This is a genomic window from Mycobacterium kyorinense (assembly GCF_002101735.1).
Taxonomy (GTDB): domain Bacteria; phylum Actinomycetota; class Actinomycetes; order Mycobacteriales; family Mycobacteriaceae; genus Mycobacterium; species Mycobacterium kyorinense.
The window spans coordinates 1-16,642 of the sequence record NZ_LQPE01000100.1 but is presented as its reverse complement, the minus strand read 5'-3'; the positions used below and the strand labels follow the sequence as shown (position 1 = coordinate 16,642).

At 66.0% G+C, this 16,642-nt stretch carries 15 protein-coding genes, 1 other RNA gene and 1 pseudogene; 6 read left to right on the top strand and 11 right to left on the bottom strand.

Annotated features, from left to right (window positions below):
* Positions 1 to 70 precede the first annotated feature (70 nt).
* On the top strand, positions 71 to 466 hold the full coding sequence (locus AWC14_RS11725; protein WP_045379640.1) for a recombinase family protein: 396 nt from the start codon (positions 71 to 73) through the stop codon (positions 464 to 466).
* Positions 467 to 574: 108 nt separating this feature from the next.
* Entirely contained in the window at positions 575 to 1,144 is a 570-nt protein-coding gene (locus AWC14_RS29580; RefSeq protein ID WP_235215926.1) for a hypothetical protein, read from the top strand.
* Between the two features lie 83 nt (positions 1,145 to 1,227).
* On the opposite strand, the pseudogene AWC14_RS29575 reads toward AWC14_RS29580, so the two are convergent.
* The 11 genes and pseudogenes from AWC14_RS29575 to prfB form a co-directional block, all read right to left on the bottom strand.
* Positions 1,228 to 1,380 (bottom strand): annotated as a pseudogene (locus AWC14_RS29575) (tyrosine-type recombinase/integrase); the annotation flags it as partial.
* A gap of 230 nt (positions 1,381 to 1,610) precedes the next feature.
* Positions 1,611 to 2,153: a site-specific integrase gene (locus AWC14_RS29570; RefSeq protein ID WP_052425600.1), complete on the bottom strand. Its 543-nt coding sequence runs from the start codon at positions 2,151 to 2,153 to the stop codon at positions 1,611 to 1,613.
* A gap of 66 nt (positions 2,154 to 2,219) precedes the next feature.
* Positions 2,220 to 2,588, bottom strand: a transfer-messenger RNA (tmRNA) gene (gene ssrA / locus AWC14_RS11715).
* Between the two features lie 90 nt (positions 2,589 to 2,678).
* The gene (locus AWC14_RS11710; protein WP_045379636.1) at positions 2,679 to 3,503 is read right to left on the bottom strand and encodes a maleylpyruvate isomerase family mycothiol-dependent enzyme; all 825 of its coding nucleotides are present in this window, start codon (positions 3,501 to 3,503) and stop codon (positions 2,679 to 2,681) included.
* 22 nt (positions 3,504 to 3,525) lie between these two features.
* Entirely contained in the window at positions 3,526 to 4,374 is an 849-nt protein-coding gene (locus AWC14_RS11705; RefSeq protein WP_081968163.1) for an EamA family transporter, read from the bottom strand.
* Positions 4,371 to 4,865, bottom strand: a complete 495-nt coding sequence (gene smpB / locus AWC14_RS11700) for an SsrA-binding protein SmpB (protein WP_045379633.1) — start codon at positions 4,863 to 4,865, stop codon at positions 4,371 to 4,373. Before smpB ends, AWC14_RS11705 begins: the two co-directional genes overlap by 4 nt.
* A gap of 2 nt (positions 4,866 to 4,867) precedes the next feature.
* The gene (gene ftsX, locus AWC14_RS11695; protein WP_045379630.1) at positions 4,868 to 5,761 is read right to left on the bottom strand and encodes a permease-like cell division protein FtsX; all 894 of its coding nucleotides are present in this window, start codon (positions 5,759 to 5,761) and stop codon (positions 4,868 to 4,870) included.
* Positions 5,762 to 6,451 carry a cell division ATP-binding protein FtsE gene (gene ftsE / locus AWC14_RS11690; RefSeq protein WP_045379627.1) on the bottom strand — a complete coding sequence of 230 codons (690 nt, stop codon included), beginning with the start codon at positions 6,449 to 6,451 and terminating at the stop codon, positions 5,762 to 5,764. It abuts the gene before it with no gap.
* Between the two features lie 45 nt (positions 6,452 to 6,496).
* Positions 6,497 to 6,961: an Rv3103c family proline-rich protein gene (locus AWC14_RS11685; protein ID WP_045379624.1), complete on the bottom strand. Its 465-nt coding sequence runs from the start codon at positions 6,959 to 6,961 to the stop codon at positions 6,497 to 6,499.
* Positions 6,958 to 7,914 carry a mechanosensitive ion channel family protein gene (locus AWC14_RS11680; RefSeq protein WP_045379621.1) on the bottom strand — a complete coding sequence of 319 codons (957 nt, stop codon included), beginning with the start codon at positions 7,912 to 7,914 and terminating at the stop codon, positions 6,958 to 6,960. The genes AWC14_RS11685 and AWC14_RS11680 overlap by 4 nt, the downstream gene beginning before the upstream one ends.
* Complete coding sequence (gene prfB, locus AWC14_RS11675; protein WP_045379618.1) at positions 7,904 to 9,019, bottom strand: peptide chain release factor 2; 1,116 nt, start codon at positions 9,017 to 9,019, stop codon at positions 7,904 to 7,906. Before prfB ends, AWC14_RS11680 begins: the two co-directional genes overlap by 11 nt.
* 69 nt (positions 9,020 to 9,088) lie before the next feature.
* On the opposite strand from prfB, the gene AWC14_RS11670 reads away from it, so the two are divergent.
* The 4 genes from AWC14_RS11670 (at position 9,089) to narJ (ending at position 16,569) form a co-directional block, all read left to right on the top strand.
* A complete protein-coding gene (locus tag AWC14_RS11670; RefSeq protein WP_045379615.1) occupies positions 9,089 to 10,456 on the top strand; it encodes an FAD-dependent oxidoreductase in 1,368 nt (455 codons plus the stop codon).
* 244 nt (positions 10,457 to 10,700) lie between these two features.
* Positions 10,701 to 14,384, top strand: coding sequence for a nitrate reductase subunit alpha (locus AWC14_RS11665; protein ID WP_045379665.1), 3,684 nt, complete (start codon positions 10,701 to 10,703; stop codon positions 14,382 to 14,384).
* A complete protein-coding gene (narH, locus tag AWC14_RS11660; protein WP_045379613.1) occupies positions 14,384 to 15,934 on the top strand; it encodes a nitrate reductase subunit beta in 1,551 nt (516 codons plus the stop codon). Before AWC14_RS11665 ends, narH begins: the two co-directional genes overlap by 1 nt.
* Positions 15,931 to 16,569 carry a nitrate reductase molybdenum cofactor assembly chaperone gene (gene narJ, locus AWC14_RS11655; RefSeq protein WP_045379612.1) on the top strand — a complete coding sequence of 213 codons (639 nt, stop codon included), beginning with the start codon at positions 15,931 to 15,933 and terminating at the stop codon, positions 16,567 to 16,569. Before narH ends, narJ begins: the two co-directional genes overlap by 4 nt.
* Positions 16,570 to 16,642 lie beyond the last annotated feature (73 nt).

Sequence of the window (16,642 nt, the reverse complement as noted above, 5' to 3'; positions counted from 1 at the left end):
CCAGGGACGGTACTCACACCACCGCCTCGGGTCCACCGGCCGCGCTAGCCCGTCTGAGACCCGTAAAGCAATGGACGCGCCATCCTCGACCGGAGTCGCGTTCGCAAAACTAGGCGCAACGCTGCTGAGCGTAATGACGACCATTAGGGAACTTGGCGAGCGTGGCATCGTTCTGAGGTCCCTAAGAGAAGGCATCGACACATCTAGCGCAGCGGGCCGAATGGTGGCCGGCGTGCTTGCAAGCCTGGCCGAACTCGAATTGGAGCTGGGCCGGGAGCGGCGTTCGGCGGCGCGGGAAGCCCGGCGAGCACGCGGACAGTCGATTGGGCGCCCGAAAGCGCTCAACGCTTCCAAAGCCGCTCTCGCGCAGCGGATGCACGCCAGTGGCGAATTGGCTGGAACTATTGCGGCCACCCTCGGCGTCAGTCGCGCGACCGTCTATCGGGTGCTAGCTGAGACGGGCTAATGACGCGCCACCGCCGCAAGCGGACGGGCAGCATCTCGCGGCAGACGCTGAGCAGGATGGCGTGCAATCTTTCACCAGGCAGATGTCTCACTGATTAGCTATCAGACTATGGACTGGCATGAGCACATCATCTACGAGACGCCAGAGCGGGACCACCTTGTCCAGCGCAGGTTCTATATCGATGACTCACGATGGAGCTGGGCGGTGATCGGTGACGAACGCAAGATGATTCTCACTGACAACATCGGCGATGTCCGCGTCCGTTCAGCGCACCTCGGACGCACACGCATTTTGGCTGAGGCGGAGAAGGGTCCTAACCGCCCTGATCCGTGGACTGTCAGCTTTCCCGCCGAATCAGGTCGTCATCCTCGGGTAGCGGGAAGAGTAGAGCTAGCTATCGCATGGATGGCCACGGCTCTGCATTGGGACCCGCAAGCCGACGCACGGAGCAGAGAGTTCAACGCACCGGAGGCAGTCGCCCATCGGGTCGGATTGCCGTGGCCCGACAATCGTGCTGAATATCGAACGGAAGCGGCATACCAAGAGGCACAAGAACAACACCGCGCGAAGGTCAACGAGGCAGGGGAAGCGTTGTCGAAAGCCTTCGGTATGGATGAGTTTGTTGAGGGGATGCGGCAGCGCTCGGCGGCTTCACCACCGGACGAAAGCCAGGCATAGTGCGCCCGGACGACCGCAAGCGGGACTGGTGGCTGCGCTTGAATCATCCAAGAGGCGCAAGTGTGCCTGAGGTCGTGAATACGGGGCGACTTCGTAAGGCCATCGGCCTTCGACTTCGCCAGCGACTTGTACCAGACGTTAGCGCGCCAACTGTAGAGCCGGATCGGCAGGTCGTGCGTACTGAGAAAAACCCATTCATGGCTGTAATCAAGCTGCCCCAGAACGGATTTAGGCACGTTGATAGTCCGGATCGAATTTTGCGTCTTAGGCGGCGCAAGGTAATAGCCGTCAGGTCCGCCACGGTGACAAGACCAGGTGATCCGCACGGTTCCGGCTTCTAGATCAATGTCGCTCGGCTAAAGCGCAAGCGCTTCGCTAGCGCGGCATCCCGACGACACCAGAAACTCCACAAAGGGCTGGTAGTGGTCACTGAATGCCGCCTTGAGTGTGTAAAACTCCGGCCCGGTTAAGAACACATTTCCTTTTGTTCGGTGCGCGGCAGTCGCACGCCCTCGCAAGGGTTAGCGGCCAGGTGTCCATCCTTGACGGCGACCTTGAGCGCGCCCGACAGAAACCCATGCTTGTTCTGCAGCGTGCCGCCTGCCGCCCCGTCTTCCTGCATGTCGTTAACCCACTCGGCTACGTCCTCACGGGTGAGCTTGTTAAGCGGGATCGCGCCAAGGGCCGGCCCGATGTCGCGCTCCGCATAGCGCTTGTATTCGGTGATGGTTTTCTTCTCGACACCCGACCGGCTCCCGATATAGCGGTCGAGCCATTCCGCGACTGTCAGCGTGGACAGGGGGCGTTGAGTGTCCGCGATCCCAGCTAGCTCTAGAGCGCGCTCCGCGCCGTGCGAGTCAACGAGGGCGCAAAAGCGCTTGGCTTCCTTCTGGTCAGGGAATGACGTTGACGACTGGCGACTACCCCGCCCACCTAGCCGGTAAGTGACGGAAAAGTATGTAGTGCCGTCCTTGCGCTTGCGTTCTCGAATAAAGGCCGCGTCGGGCATCCTAGGGCCAGTTGTGCTGACGTGGTGCTGACGTGGCCGATATTCACTCTATTTTCCCTGGTAAAACAGTGGAGCTGCCGGGAATCGAACCCGGGTCCTACGGCATTCCCTCAAGGCTTCTCCGTGCGCAGTTCGCTTTGCCCTTACTCGGATCTCCCGGTCTCGCGAACTAGCCGGGACGGCGATCCCAGTCGCTGTTTGGTGTCCCGCTAGGCCCCGCGACCGAACCTAACGGTTGATCCCTCTAGCTGACGCCAGGCTCCGGGTCGAGGGAGTTCCCGGTCTGACGGACTAGCTGTCGCTTAGGCAGCGAGAGCGTAGTCGCGCTGATGTGAATCGGCGCTTATCTAGTTGCAACGACGCTTACGGTGGTCTCTTGCCTGCACCGGCACGCTTCCCTTGATTCGATGCGCGAAGTCGAAACCGTTCAGCCCCATGTCTTCGAGCATCCCCACCGACTTTCGGCAGGACAATCAATGGTACGCGATCTGCAACAACAGGCCACTGAATTGTCATCCCGCCTGGTCAGATCACATAGTTCAGGTGCTCGACGATCCGCGCCCCGACCTCGTGGTCACCGTCGAGTTCGACCGGAGCCCCAGCCACCCGTCCGCCAGCCAGCCGGGTGAACAACAACCCATCAACGCGAATCGTCGCCGTCGGCTCCAACCCACCGAAGTCGTCGACCACTTGCCCGCGCCCGTCGACAACAACGCGGATAACCCGTGCCAGCGGACCCGTCAGCTCGATCGCGACCCGCGACCCATCGGGTGCTCCGCCCAGCTTGCCTACGACATAGCCCATGCTCGCCGCCATCTCGTCGAGCGCCAGCCGCGCCGCCGGCGAAACCAGCTCCGCCTCCGACGCCGGCAGGCCTAGCCCGTCGCGAATGTCGTGCTCGTGCATCCAGCAGTCGAAGACCCGCACCCGCATGAACCGGCCGTAGCTGTCCGGCCCCGCGGGCGTCGGCGTCACCGCCAGCCAGTCGTCCTCCGACATGTCGGTCAGGCGCTTGCGCCGATCCCGGGTCACCGCCAGGAATCGCTGGTGCAGCTCGGCGCCGGGCTCGCCGCGCAGATGGCGGACCCAGCACTCGTTCGTCGCACCAAAGTCGTTGCGAATGTGCGCAAGACCCGACACGTCGACGTCGGGTGTCGGCACCCCTGACAGCGCCGACTCCGTGCCGATGATGTGCGCGACCACCGCGTGCACATCCCAGCCGGGCAGCGGCGTCGGCGTCCGCCACTGCTCCTCCGACAGCCCGCTCAGCAGTCCGTCCAGCGCGTCCCACGAGGCAAACAGCCCCGTCAGCACGTCGGATTTGTCGAGTTGGGTGACCGGACGGCTCATGCGCCCTGATGTTAGACGTCGGTCAAGAGGCGGTGATCATCGCAACCGCGACCATCGCCAGCACCATGCCGATCCCCTGCCAACGGGTCACCCGTTCTCGTAACACCACCATCGCGAGCACGACGGTGGCGGCCGGATACAGCGAGATCAGCATGCTGGCCAGCGACAGCAACCAGGCATGCAGCGCCATCAGCATCGCGATGTTGGCAAAGGTGTCCAGCGCCGCGGCCGCCAAGGCCAGCCGCAGCGGCGACTTGGTCGGCATCTGAAAATTCCCGGTCGCCGCCGCCACCGCGAACACCAGTACCGTCGCCGACGCCCGCGCGAAAAACAGCGGCCACAGCCGACACTCCACCGGCGCCTGATGCAGCAGCACGAAGTCAAGTCCGAACGCCACCCCGGCGCCGACCGTGAACCAAGCCACCCGACGGGTGAACCGGTGGGTGCGGACGTCCTCGTCGTCGGGCGACTCCCGGCCGACCAAAAACACCGCGATCATCGCCAGCACGACGCCGACCGACGCCGTCTCACCCGGTCGTTCCCCGAGCGCCACCCCGACCGCAATCGGCACGGCCGCGTTGAGCACCGCAGCCAACGGGGAGACCACCGAGATGGGTCCGGAGCTCATCGCCGCGTAGAACCACCACACGCCGATCGCCTGGCTGATCCCATAGAGCGAACCCCACAGGATGGCGCCTGGGTGAATCGGACCGCCGGCATGGACGGCCAGTAGACCGAGAAAGACTGACGCGACGGGGTACGACACCAACATGACGCGCAGCGCAGCCACGCGCCGCGCAGCCACACCCCCGACGAAGTCGCTTACGCCGTAGCTGACCGCGGACAGCTGGGCGTAGGCCGCGCCGATCAGTTGATCCCCCTCGCACGCCGTCCCAGTGCGCGCGTGACCTCACGTTGCGCGTCGCGCCGGGCCAAGTCTTGACGTTTGTCGTGCGCCCGCTTCCCACGTGCCAAAGCGAGTTCTACCTTCACTTTTCCCTCGGAGAAATACAGCGACAACGGCACCAGCGCGAGGTTACCATCACGTATCTTGCCGATCAGACCATCGATTTGGCGCCTGTGGAGAAGCAGTTTGCGGGTACGACGCGGTTCATGGTTTGTCCAGGTCCCATGGTGATACTCGGGAATATGCAGGTTGCGGAGCCAGACCTCGCCGTCGTCGACGGTGGCATACGCGTCCACCAGTGATGCTTTTCCCTCCCGCAGGCTTTTTACCTCAGTACCGAGCAAAACTATCCCGGTCTCGAACACGTCCAGGATCGAATAGTTGTGCCGCGCCTTGCGGTTGGTCGCCACCACCTGCCTGGCTGGCTTAGCGGACCCCCCTGGCTTCTTGGCCACCGTTACCGCCGCACGTACACGCGCAAGGTTGCGTACGCCGTCAGCCCGGCCATCGCGACGCCCACCAGGAACAGCCACGGCGAGATGTAGAGGATGTCGGCGTAGTCGATCCGGGCGATCAAATTGGCTTGGTAGAACTGGTTGAGCGCGTTCTCCAGGAACAGCGCCCGCACCACGATCAAGCCGACGACGGCGATGATCACACCGACGGTTGCCGCCACCATCGCCTCGACCAGGAACGGCAACTGGGTGTACCAGCGCGTGGCGCCGACCAGTCGCATGATGCCGATCTCGGTGCGCCGGGTATAGGCCGCCACTTGAACCATGTTGGCGATCAACAGGATCGCCCCGATCGCCTGCACCAGCGCGACAGCGAACGCGGCATTGGACAGACCATCCAACACGGCGAACAGCCGGTCGATCAGATCCTTCTGGTTGAGCACGTTGAGCACGCCGGGCTGGCCCTGCATGGCAGCGTCGAAATCCTTGTGCTGCTCCGGGTTTTCCAGCTTGACGATGAACGACGCCGGAAACGAATCCTTGCCGGCCACGTCTTTGTATTGCGGAAACTTGCGGATCGCGTCCTGATAGGCGTCGTCGCGGTTGAGGAATCGCACCGATTTGACGTCGTTGCGCGCCTCAATCTTTTCGCGAAGCGCCTTACACGGGGCGCTGTCGCATGTCGGGTCGTTCGCGGACACGTCGTCGGTCAGGAAGACCTGCGTCTCCACCCGGTCGAGGTAGATGCTGCGGGAATTGTCGGCCAACCGGACGACCAGCAGACCGCCGCCGAACAGACCGATCGAGATGGCGGTGGTCAGGATCATCGCGACGGTCATGGTGACGTTGCGACGAAGACCGGTCAGGACCTCGTTGAGCAGGAATGAGAAGCGCACTCAGCGGTCCATCCCGTAGACGCCGCGCTGCTCGTCGCGCACCAGCCGGCCCAGCGACAGCTCCACCACACGCTGGCGCATCGAGTCGACGATGTGATGGTCGTGGGTGGCCATCAGCACCGTGGTGCCGGTGCGGTTGATCCGTTCCAGCAAGTCCATGATGTCCTGACTCGTCTCGGGGTCGAGGTTCCCGGTGGGCTCGTCGGCGAGCAGCACCAGCGGCCGGTTGACGAAGGCGCGGGCGATCGCCACCCGCTGCTGCTCGCCGCCGGACAGCTCGGCCGGCAGCCGGTTGGCCTTACCGGACAGGCCGACCATCTCCAGCACGTCGGGAACCACCCGGTTGATCACATCGGGCTTCTTGCCAATGACCTCCAAAGCGAAGGCGACGTTCTCGAACACCGTCTTCTGCTGCAGCAGCCGGAAATCCTGGAAGACGCAGCCGATCACCTGGCGCAGCTTCGGGATGTGGCGGCCGGGCAGCGTGTTGACGTGGAATTTGGACACGCGCACGTCACCGGTCGTGGGGTTCTCGGCGCCCAGCAGCAGCCGCATGAACGTGGATTTGCCGGAGCCGGACGGACCGATGAGGAAGACGAACTCACCCTTGTCGATCTTGACGTTGATGTTGTCGAGCGCTGGTCGCGCCGACGACTTGTACTGCTTGCTGACATGGTCGAGGGTGATCATCACGGCACGCCAGTGTAACCGTGACTTTCGCTGAGGCCGACCACGCTACGGAATGGGCGGCGGCGCGGGAGCCGGGCCGGGCTCAGGTGGCGGCGGTGTCGACGTCGACGTCGTCGTTCCCGGACCGAACGGCGGCGGCAGCACAGGCAGTTGGAACGGCGGCGGCGCCGTGGTGGTGGTCGTCGTGGTCGGTGGCGTGGTCGTCGTTGTGGTCGTGGTGGTCGTCGGGGTCCACGTCCGGGTGGGCGGCTGCTGCAGTCGGCTGCGCGGCACCCAGGTGTAGTTGGGGTCGGGCACGTAGCCGGGCGGCACCACCTGAGTGGCGGGCACCTGGGTCGGGGTCGACGACTGGGTGTGCTTGTTGGAGTCGTAGACCCACCACACCGCCACAAACGCGACGACAAGCACCACCGTGGACGTGCGCACGTGGCCGCCGAACAAGTACCCCGGCCAGCCGCGCTCGGCGTCCTGGCCGATCTTTTTCAACCGGTCGAGGGAAAAGAATTTCACTTGGTCGGTTCCTGCGTTTCTTGTTCGGCGCTGCTGGCGATCGCGCCGACCGTCGGCCGCGTGTCGACCGCGGTGACGATGCCGGCGCGAGCCAGTGCCCGCACCACCAGCACACGCAGCTCCCGGCCCGCCTGGAATTGCTTGCCAGGCAGCGTGCGGGCCACCAACCGCAGCGTGACCGTGTCGACCTCGATGCTTTCCACGCCCATCACCGTCGGGGCGTCGAGGAGCAACTCCCCGAGCACCTCGTCGTCGCGGGCATGCTCGCACTCCTGGCGCAGGACGTCGTTGACCCGGTTCAGGTCGGCGGTGGTGGATACCGGAATGTCGACCACGGCGCGCGCCCAGTCCTTCGACAGGTTCACCGATTTCACGATCTGGCCGTTGGGCACGGTGAACACTTCGCCGTCCGCCGAGCGCAGCTTGGTCACCCGAAGCGTGACGTTTTCGACGGTGCCGGCGGCGTCCGTCGGTGAGCCCAAGATGGTCAGCTCCACCAGATCGCCGAACCCGTACTGCTTTTCGGCGATGATGAAGAACCCGGACAGCAGGTCCTTCACCAGCTGCTGGGCACCGAAGCCCAGCGCGGCCCCCACCACCGTCGCCGGCGCCACCAGACCCTTCACCGAAATATTCAGGATGTCGGCCAGCTGGACGACCACCGCGATCGCGATCAGGACGACCGACACCCACGAGATCACCGACGCCACCGCCTGGCGGTGCTTGGTGGCCTCCGACCGCACCAGCGCGTCGCTTTCGGCAAAGCCCATGTCGAGGCGCTCGGTCACCTTTCGCGCCAGCCAATTGACGAAGCGGGCCGCCAGCACCGCGCCGATCAGCAGCAAAACGATGCGCAGGCCGCTGGTGAGAATCCATTGGCGAATGTCGCCGCGCCAGATGTCATGCCACGGCTGGGCCGCCACTGTCGCGAAAAGTCTTGAATCAGTCGTCATCTCGCCTATTGCGCCACCGGATCCCCGCCTCCAGGAATCCGTCGATGTCCCCGTCCAGGACGGCCGTGGGATTACCCACCTCGTATTCGGTGCGCAAGTCCTTGACCATCTGGTACGGGTGCAGTACGTAGGACCGCATCTGGTTACCCCAGGAGCTGCCGCCTTCACCCTTCAAGGCGTCGAGCTCAGCGCGTTCTTCTAACCGTTTGCGCTCCAACAACTTTGCCTGAAGAACCCGCATCGCCGCCACCTTGTTTTGCAGCTGCGACTTTTCGTTCTGACAGGTGACCACGATGCCGGTCGGAATGTGGGTCAGCCGCACCGCCGAGTCGGTGGTGTTCACTGACTGCCCGCCGGGACCGCTGGACCGGTACACATCCACCCGCACATCGCCCTCGGGAATGTCGATGTGGTCGGTGGTCTCCACCACCGGAAGCACCTCGACCTCGGCGAACGACGTCTGGCGTCGGCTCTGGTTGTCGAACGGGCTGATCCGCACCAGCCGGTGGGTGCCCTGCTCGACCGAGAGCGTGCCGTAGGCGAACGGGGCATGCACGGCGAACGTCGCGCTCTTGATCCCCGCTTCCTCGGCGTACGACGTGTCGAACACCTCGACGGGATAGTTGTGCTGCTCGGCCCAGCGGATGTACATCCGCATCAGCATCTCGGCCCAGTCGGCGGCATCCACCCCGCCCGCGCCGGAGCGGATGGTGACCAGCGCCTCGCGCTCGTCGTACTCGCCGGATAGCAGCGTGCGGACCTCCATGGCCTCGATGTCGGCGCGCAGCGCCTTGAGTTCGGCGTCGGCCTCAGCCAACGCCTCAGTGTGGCTGGCGCCGGCTTCCTCGGCGGCCAGCTCGTAGAGCACCGGCAGGTCGTCGAGGCGACGGCGCAGCTCTTCGACACGCCGAAGCTCGCCCTGAGTGTGAGACAGCTCGCTGGTCACCTTCTGCGCCCGGGACTGGTCATCCCACAGGTGCGGGTCGGAGGCCTCGTGTTCGAGCTTCTCGATGCGACAGCGCAGACCCTCGACATCGAGCACCCGCTCCACGGTGGTCAGCGTGGAGTCAAGGGCGGCGATGTCGGCCTGGCGGTCGGGTTCCACAGCTGCTCACGTTACCGGCCCTGCGGCCCTGGCAGCCTACGCGGTAGTAGCCGTTTAGCATCGGGGTGTATGCGCCCCTACCACGTCGCGATCGTCGGCTCCGGCCCGTCGGGCTTCTTCGCGGCAGCATCACTGTTGAAGGCCGCCGACGCGTCGGACCAGCTCGACGTCGCGGTGGACATGCTCGAGATGCTGCCCACGCCGTGGGGGCTGGTGCGCTCGGGCGTCGCGCCCGACCACCCCAAGATCAAGTCGATCAGCAGGCAGTTCGAGAAGACCGCCGACGACCACCGCTTCCGGTTCTTCGGCAACGTGGTGGTGGGCGAGCACATCAGCGCGGCCGAACTGGCCGAGCACTATGACGCGGTGATCTACGCCGTCGGCGCCCAGTCGGACCGGTCGCTGAACATTCCCGGCGAGGATCTGCCGGGCAGCATCGCCGCCGTCGACTTCGTCGGCTGGTACAACGCGCACCCGCACTTCGCGCAGATGACTCCCGACCTGTCCGGTGCCCGCGCCGTGGTCATCGGTAACGGCAATGTCGCCCTCGACGTCGCCCGCATTCTGGTGAGCGACCCCGACGAGCTGGCGCAGACCGACATCGCCGACCACGCGCTGGAGTCGCTGCGCCCGTGCGGTGTCCAGGAAGTGATGATCATCGGTCGGCGCGGTCCGCTGCAGACCGCCTTCACGACGCTGGAGTTGCGCGAGCTGGGCACTCTGGCGGCACTGCAAGGAGTCGACGTGGTGGTCGATCCCGCGGATCTGGACGGCATCAGTGACGAGGACGCGGCCGCGGTCGGCAAGACGTGTAAGCAGAACATCGCGGTGCTGCGGGATTATGCGAACCGCGAGCCCCGCCCGGGTCACCGCCGGCTCGTCTTCCGCTTTTTCACCTCCCCCATCGAAATCAAGGGCGACGGGAAAGTCGAACGGATCGTGCTCGGGCGCAACGAGCTGGTCAGCGACGACAGCGGACGCGTGGTGGCCAAGGACACCGGCGCCCGCGAGGAGCTACCCGCGCAGCTGGTGGTCCGCTCGGTGGGCTATCGCGGCGTGCCCACCCCGGGCCTGCCGTTCGACGAGCGCAGCGGAACGATTCCCAACACCGACGGCCGGGTCGACGGCAGCCGCAACGAGTACGTCGTCGGCTGGATCAAGCGCGGCCCGACCGGGGTGATCGGCACCAACAAAAAGGACTCTCAGGACACCGTCGACACCCTGCTCGACGACCTGTCGCGGGCCAACCTCGCCGATTTCGGTGCCGACCACGCCGACAAACTCGCCGAGTGGCTGGCTTCCCGGCAACCGAAACTCGTCACCGATGCGCACTGGAAGCTGATCGACGAGTACGAGCGCTCGGCCGGCGAGCCGCACGGCCGGCCTCGGGTCAAGCTGCCGAGCCTGGCCGAGCTGTTGCGCGTCAGTCACGGTTAAGACGCCCAATCGGCGATCCTGCCAGCACAACGTCCCGTCCGGTGGTATCACGGACGAGGAGGCGTAGGCGTAATCCGACGGCATCCACCACTGAAGGATCCTCACCCGATCCGCCGGACGGCGTCATCGTCCCGGGTCGGGCTAGGAGCACACGGACGTGGTTGACACGGCAGACGTCAGGACCCAACCGTCGCCCGGTGATGAGCGTGTCGACGCCGCCACCGCCGAGCAGTCACCGCATGCCTTGCTCGCGCCGCTGCTGCCGGGCGGCGAACCCGTCGAATCACTGCTGCGCAAGGCGCAGTACTTCACCGCCGGCACACCCACTGCCGACCATCGCGAGGTGCACCGGCGCGGCGGTCGCGGCGCCGAGGAGTTCTACCGCGAGCGGTGGCGGCACGGCAAAGAGGTGCGCTCGACGCACGGCGTGAACTGCACCGGCTCGTGCTCGTGGAAGGTGTTCGTCAAGGAAGGCATCATCGCCTGGGAAACCCAGGCCACCGACTACCCCTCGGTCGGCCCGGACAGCCCCGAGTACGAGCCGCGCGGCTGCCCGCGAGGCGCGTCGTTTTCCTGGTACACCTATTCGCCGTCGCGGGTGAAGTTTCCGTACGTTCGCCAGCCACTGCTGGAGATGTGGCGGGAAACCCGTGCGCGCCTTACCGATCCGGTCGAAGCGTGGGCCGAGATCACCGCCGACCCGGAGCGCACCGCGCGCTACAAGCAGAATCGCGGCAAGGGTGGGTTCCTGCGCGCGACGTGGCAAGAGGTCAGCGAGCTGATCGCGGCCGCCCATGTGCACACGATCAAGACCTACGGCCCGGACCGGGTGGTGGGCTTTTCGCCGATCCCGGCGATGTCGCAAGTCTCCTACGCGGCGGGCACGCGGTTTTTGTCGATGATCGGCGGCACGATCCTGTCGTTCTACGACTGGTACGCCGACATGCCGCTGGCCTCGCCGCAGGTCTACGGCGACCAGACCGACGTCCCGGAGTCCGGCGACTGGTGGAACGCCGCCTACCTGATCATCTGGGGCACCAACCTGCCAATCACCCGCACCCCCGACGCGCATTTCATGGTCGAGGCCCGCTACCGGGGGCAAAAGGTCGTCGTCGTCAGCCCCGACTACTCCGATCACACCAAGTTCGCCGACGACTGGCTGGCCTGCGCGCCCGGCGCCGACGGCGCGCTGGCGATGGCGATGGGCCACGTGGTGCTGTCGGAGTTCTTCCGCGACCGCCAGGTGCCGTATTTCCAGCAGTACGTGAAGACCTACACCGACCTGCCGTTCCTGGTGACGCTGCGCGAACACGGCGATGCCTACGTGCCGGACCGATTCCTCACCGCCGCCGACCTCGGCCAAGACGACGAGCGCGCCGTGCACCAGACCGTGCTGCTGGACTCGGCGACCGGTGAGCCCGTCGTGCCCAACGGCACGCTGGCCGACCACTACACCGACGCCGGGGTGGGCAAGTGGAACCTCGACCTCGGCGACGTCGACCCGGTGCTGACCCTGCACGGCCGCGGCGCCGAGGCGGTCGCAATTGACCTGCCCCGCTTCGACATCGGCGACACCGAGGGCGGCGGCGTCATCCGCCGCGGCATCCCGGTGATGCGGATCGGCGAGAAGTTGGTGACGACGGTGTTCGACCTGCTGATGGCCCACTACGCGGTGCGCCGCGACGGGCTGCCCGGCGAGTGGCCCACCGGCTACGACGACGCGTCGCAGCCGTACACGCCGGCGTGGCAGGAGGCCATCACCTCGGTGCCCGCCGCCGCAGCAGCACGGGTCGCACGCGAATTCGCCCGCAGCGCAGAGCTTTCCAAGGGCCGGTCGATGATCGCGATGGGTGCGGGCACCAACCACTGGTTCCACTCCGACCAGATCTACCGCACCTTCTTCACGCTGACCATGCTGTGCGGCTGCCAGGGCGTCAACGGCGGCGGCTGGGCGCACTACGTCGGGCAGGAGAAGGTGCGCCCGCTCACCGGCTGGCAACAGGTCGCATTCGCCCTAGACTGGCAGCGCCCCACCCGGCACATGACCGGCACGTCCTTCTTCTACCTGCACACCGACCAGTGGCGCTACGAGCAGTTCGGCGCCGACGAACTGTCCAGCCCGCTGGGCCCCGGGCTGTTCCGCGGCAAGGCGGTGGTCGACGCGCTGGCCCAGGCCTCCCGGCTGGGCTGGACGCCCACCTTCCCCACCTTCGACCGCAATACCCTGGATTTGGCCGACGCCGCCGCCAAGGCCGGCAAGACTGTCGCCGACTATGTCGTCGACGAACTACAAAGCGGCCGTCTGCATTTCGCTGGCGAAGACCCCGACAACCCGGTGAACTTCCCGCGGGTGCTGACGGTGTGGCGGGCCAACCTGCTGGGGTCCTCGGGCAAGGGCATGGAGTACTTCATGCGCCACCTGCTCGGCACCCACAACGCGGTGCGCGCCGACGAGACGCCCGAGCAGCTGCGACCGACCGAGGTGCGCTGGAGAGACGAAGCGCCTTGCGGCAAACTCGATTTGGCAGTCGCCGTCGACTTCCGGATGACCAGCACCTGCACGTACTCCGACGTCGTGTTGCCGGCAGCCACCTGGTACGAGAAGCACGACATCTCGACCACCGACATGCACCCGTTCGTGCACTCGTTCAACCCGGCCATCCCGCCGCCGTGGGACGCCCGCACCGACTTCGACGCGTTCGCCACCATCGCCCGCGACTTCTCCCGGCTGGCCGCCAAGCACCTGGGCACTCGCACCGACGTGATCGCCGCGCCGCTGCTGCACGACACCGCCGACGAGTTGGCCCAGCCCGGCGGGGTGGTGCGCGACTGGCGCTACGGCGAATGCGAGCCGGTGCCGGGCAAGACGATGCCGAAACTGGTGACCGTCGAGCGCGACTACAGCGCGGTCGCCGCGAAGATGGCCGCCCTCGGCCCGCTGGTCGAAACGGCGGGCACCGCCGTCAAGAGCATAGCCTGGAAACCCGTTGCGGCAGTGGACTTTTTGGCCCGCAAGAACGGCACCATGCACGGCGGTGTCGCCGACGGCCGGCCGTCGCTGGCCCGCGACGTCCACATGGCCGAGGCGATCCTGGCGTTGTCGGGCACCACCAACGGCGCAGTCGCGCTGCAGGGCTGGGAGGCGCTGGAGCAGCGCACCGGCATGCGGCTGGCCGACCTGGCCGAAGAGCGCGCCGGCGAGCACATCACGTTCGAGGACACCCAGATCCAGCCCCGCTCGGTGATGACGTCACCGGAGTGGTCGGGCAGCGAGACCGGCGGGCGCCGCTACTCGCCGTTCGTCGTCAACGTCGAACGCAAGAAGCCCTGGCACACCCTGACCGGCCGGATGCACTTCTTCCTCGACCACGACTGGATCGCCGAATACGGCGAGTGGCTGCCGGTTTACCGACCACCGCTGAACTACTCGAGGCACTTCGGCAACCAGGCACTCGACGAGGAAGGCCGGCCAGACGTCACCGTGCGCTACCTCACCCCGCACTCCAAGTGGTCGATTCACTCGGAGTACCAGGACAACCTGCACATGCTGCGGCTGTTCCGCGGCGGACCGGTGATCTGGATGAGCCCAGCCGACGCCGCCACCATCGGTGTGGCCGACAACGATTGGATCGAGGCCTACAACCGCAACGGGGTGGTGGCCTGCCGGGCCGTCGTCACCCACCGGATGCCCAAGGGCACGGTGTTCATGTACCACGCCATGGACCGGCACCTGATGACCCCGAAGTCCGAGGTGTCGGGATGGCATGGCGGCGGCGACAATTCGCTGACCCGGCTGGCGGTCAAACCGACCCACATGATCGGCGGCTACGCCCAGATGTCGTTCGGCTTCAACTATTACGGCCCCACCGGCAACCAGCGCGACGAGATCACCGTCATCCGCCGCCGCAGCCAGGAGGTGCAGTACTGATGCGAGTGATGGCACACGTGGCGATGGTGATGAACCTCGACAAGTGCATCGGCTGCCACACCTGCACGGTCACCTGCAAGCAGGTGTGGACCAACCGGCCCGGAACCGAATACGTCTACTTCAACAACGTCGAAACCAAGCCGGGCATCGGCTATCCCAAACGCTACGAAGACCAGGAGCAGTGGCACGGCGGCTGGACCCTGGACCGCAAGGGCCGGCTGCAGCTCAAGGCGGGCGGGCGGCTGCGCAAGCTGCTGTCGATCTTCTACAACCCAGACCTGCCCAGCATCGACGACTACGGAGACCCGTGGACGTATGACTACCAGAGGGTCATCGAGGCGCCGCTGGGCACCGCAAACCCCAGCGCACACTCGATTTCGGCGCTCACCGGACGCGACATGACCGTCCAGTGGGGCAGCAACTTCGACGACGACCTGGCCGGCGCGCCCAAGTTCGCCGTCGACGACCCGAACCTGGCCGGTCTGCAAGACCGGGTCAAGATGGAATTCGAGCAGGTGTTCATGTTCTACCTGCCGCGCATCTGCGAGCACTGCCTCAACCCGTCCTGTGTGGCGTCCTGCCCGTCCGGGGCGATGTACAAGCGCGCCGACGACGGCATCGTGCTGGTGGACCAGGACCGCTGCCGCGGCTGGCGGTTCTGCGTATCCGGATGTCCTTACAAGAAGGTGTATTTCAACCACCGCACCGGCAAGGCGGAGAAGTGCACGTTCTGCTATCCGCGCACCGAGCAGGGCATGCCGACGGTCTGCTCGGAAACCTGCGTGGGCCGGCTGCGCTATCTGGGCCTGTTCCTCTACGACGCCGACAAGGTACTGGGCGCGGCCGGCACACCCGACCTCCAAGACCTCTACCAGGCTCAGCTCGGCGTGTTCCTGGACCCCAACGATCCGACCGTACAAGCCGAGGCGGCCCGCGCGGGCATCCCGCACGACTGGATCCAGGCCGCGCAGCGCTCACCGGTCTACGAGCTGGCGGTCCGGCACAAGGTCGCGCTGCCGCTGCACCCGGAATTCCGCACGCTGCCGATGGTCTGGTACATCCCGCCGCTGTCGCCGGTGGCCGACGTGGTCAATGCCGCCGGCTACGACGACAATCCCGACAACGTGTTCGCGACCATCGACGCGCTGCGCATCCCGATCGAATACCTGGCCAACCTGTTCACCGCCGGCGACGCCGAGGTGGTGCGCGCGGTGTTGCGCAAACTGGCTGCGGTGCGGGCGATTCAGCGCGCCGGGCAGCTCGGCCTCGACGTCGACGAGAACCTGCCCGCCTCGGTCGGGGCCACCACCGGCGATCTCGCCGATCTGTACCGGCTGCTGGCGATCGCGAAATACGAAGAGCGCTACGTCATTCCGCCGGCCCACACCGAAGAGGCCGGCAAGCTGATGGGCCAGCACGAGCAGCTGTTCTGCAGCCTCGACACCGACGGCGGCCCCGGCATGGGCGGCTACGGGCCACCCCGAACCGGCGGTCGCGTGAACTTGCTGAACTGGAATGGCAGAGACCGCGATCCCGGGATGTTCCCATGAACACCGCGACGGTCAAGCTGGCTTCGGTGCTGCTGCAGTACCCGACGGCGGCACTGTTCGACGGTCTCGATGAGCTCGAGAAGTTCGCCACCGACACCACCCCGAAGCCGGCACGGGAATCGTTCGGCCGGTTCCTGGGCTGGCTGCGCGCCACCGCGCCCAGCGAGGTGGCCCAGCACTACGTGCAGACGTTCGACCTGCATCGCCGGTGCACGCTGTATCTGACCTACTACCGCTACGGCGACACCCGCAAGCGGGGTATGGCGATGGTGATCTTCAAAACCGCCTACCGCGACGCCGGTTTCGTCCCGTCCGACGACGAGCTGCCCGACTACCTGCCGATGGTGCTCGACTTCGCCGCGCTGTGTCCCCGCGGCCAGCGGCTGCTGACGGGACACCGCGCCGACCTGGAGTTGTTGCGGCGCAACCTGACCCGGGCGAAATCGCCGTACGCCGACGTGGTCGCCGCGGTGATCGCCGACCTACCCGGGCTGGGCAAGCGCGAGCTGGAGCAGGTGCGGGCCGCCTGGGACGCCGGCCCGCCTCACGAAGACGTAGGCCTGGAGCCGTTCGCCCCGCCCGAATATCTGTCGGGGTATGGGGCCGGAAGCGGGGGCGCGCCATGGCAACCATGACCACCTGGAACATCTGGTGGTGGGTGATCCTGCCCTACATCGCGCTCGTCGTCTTCGTCGTCGGACACATCTG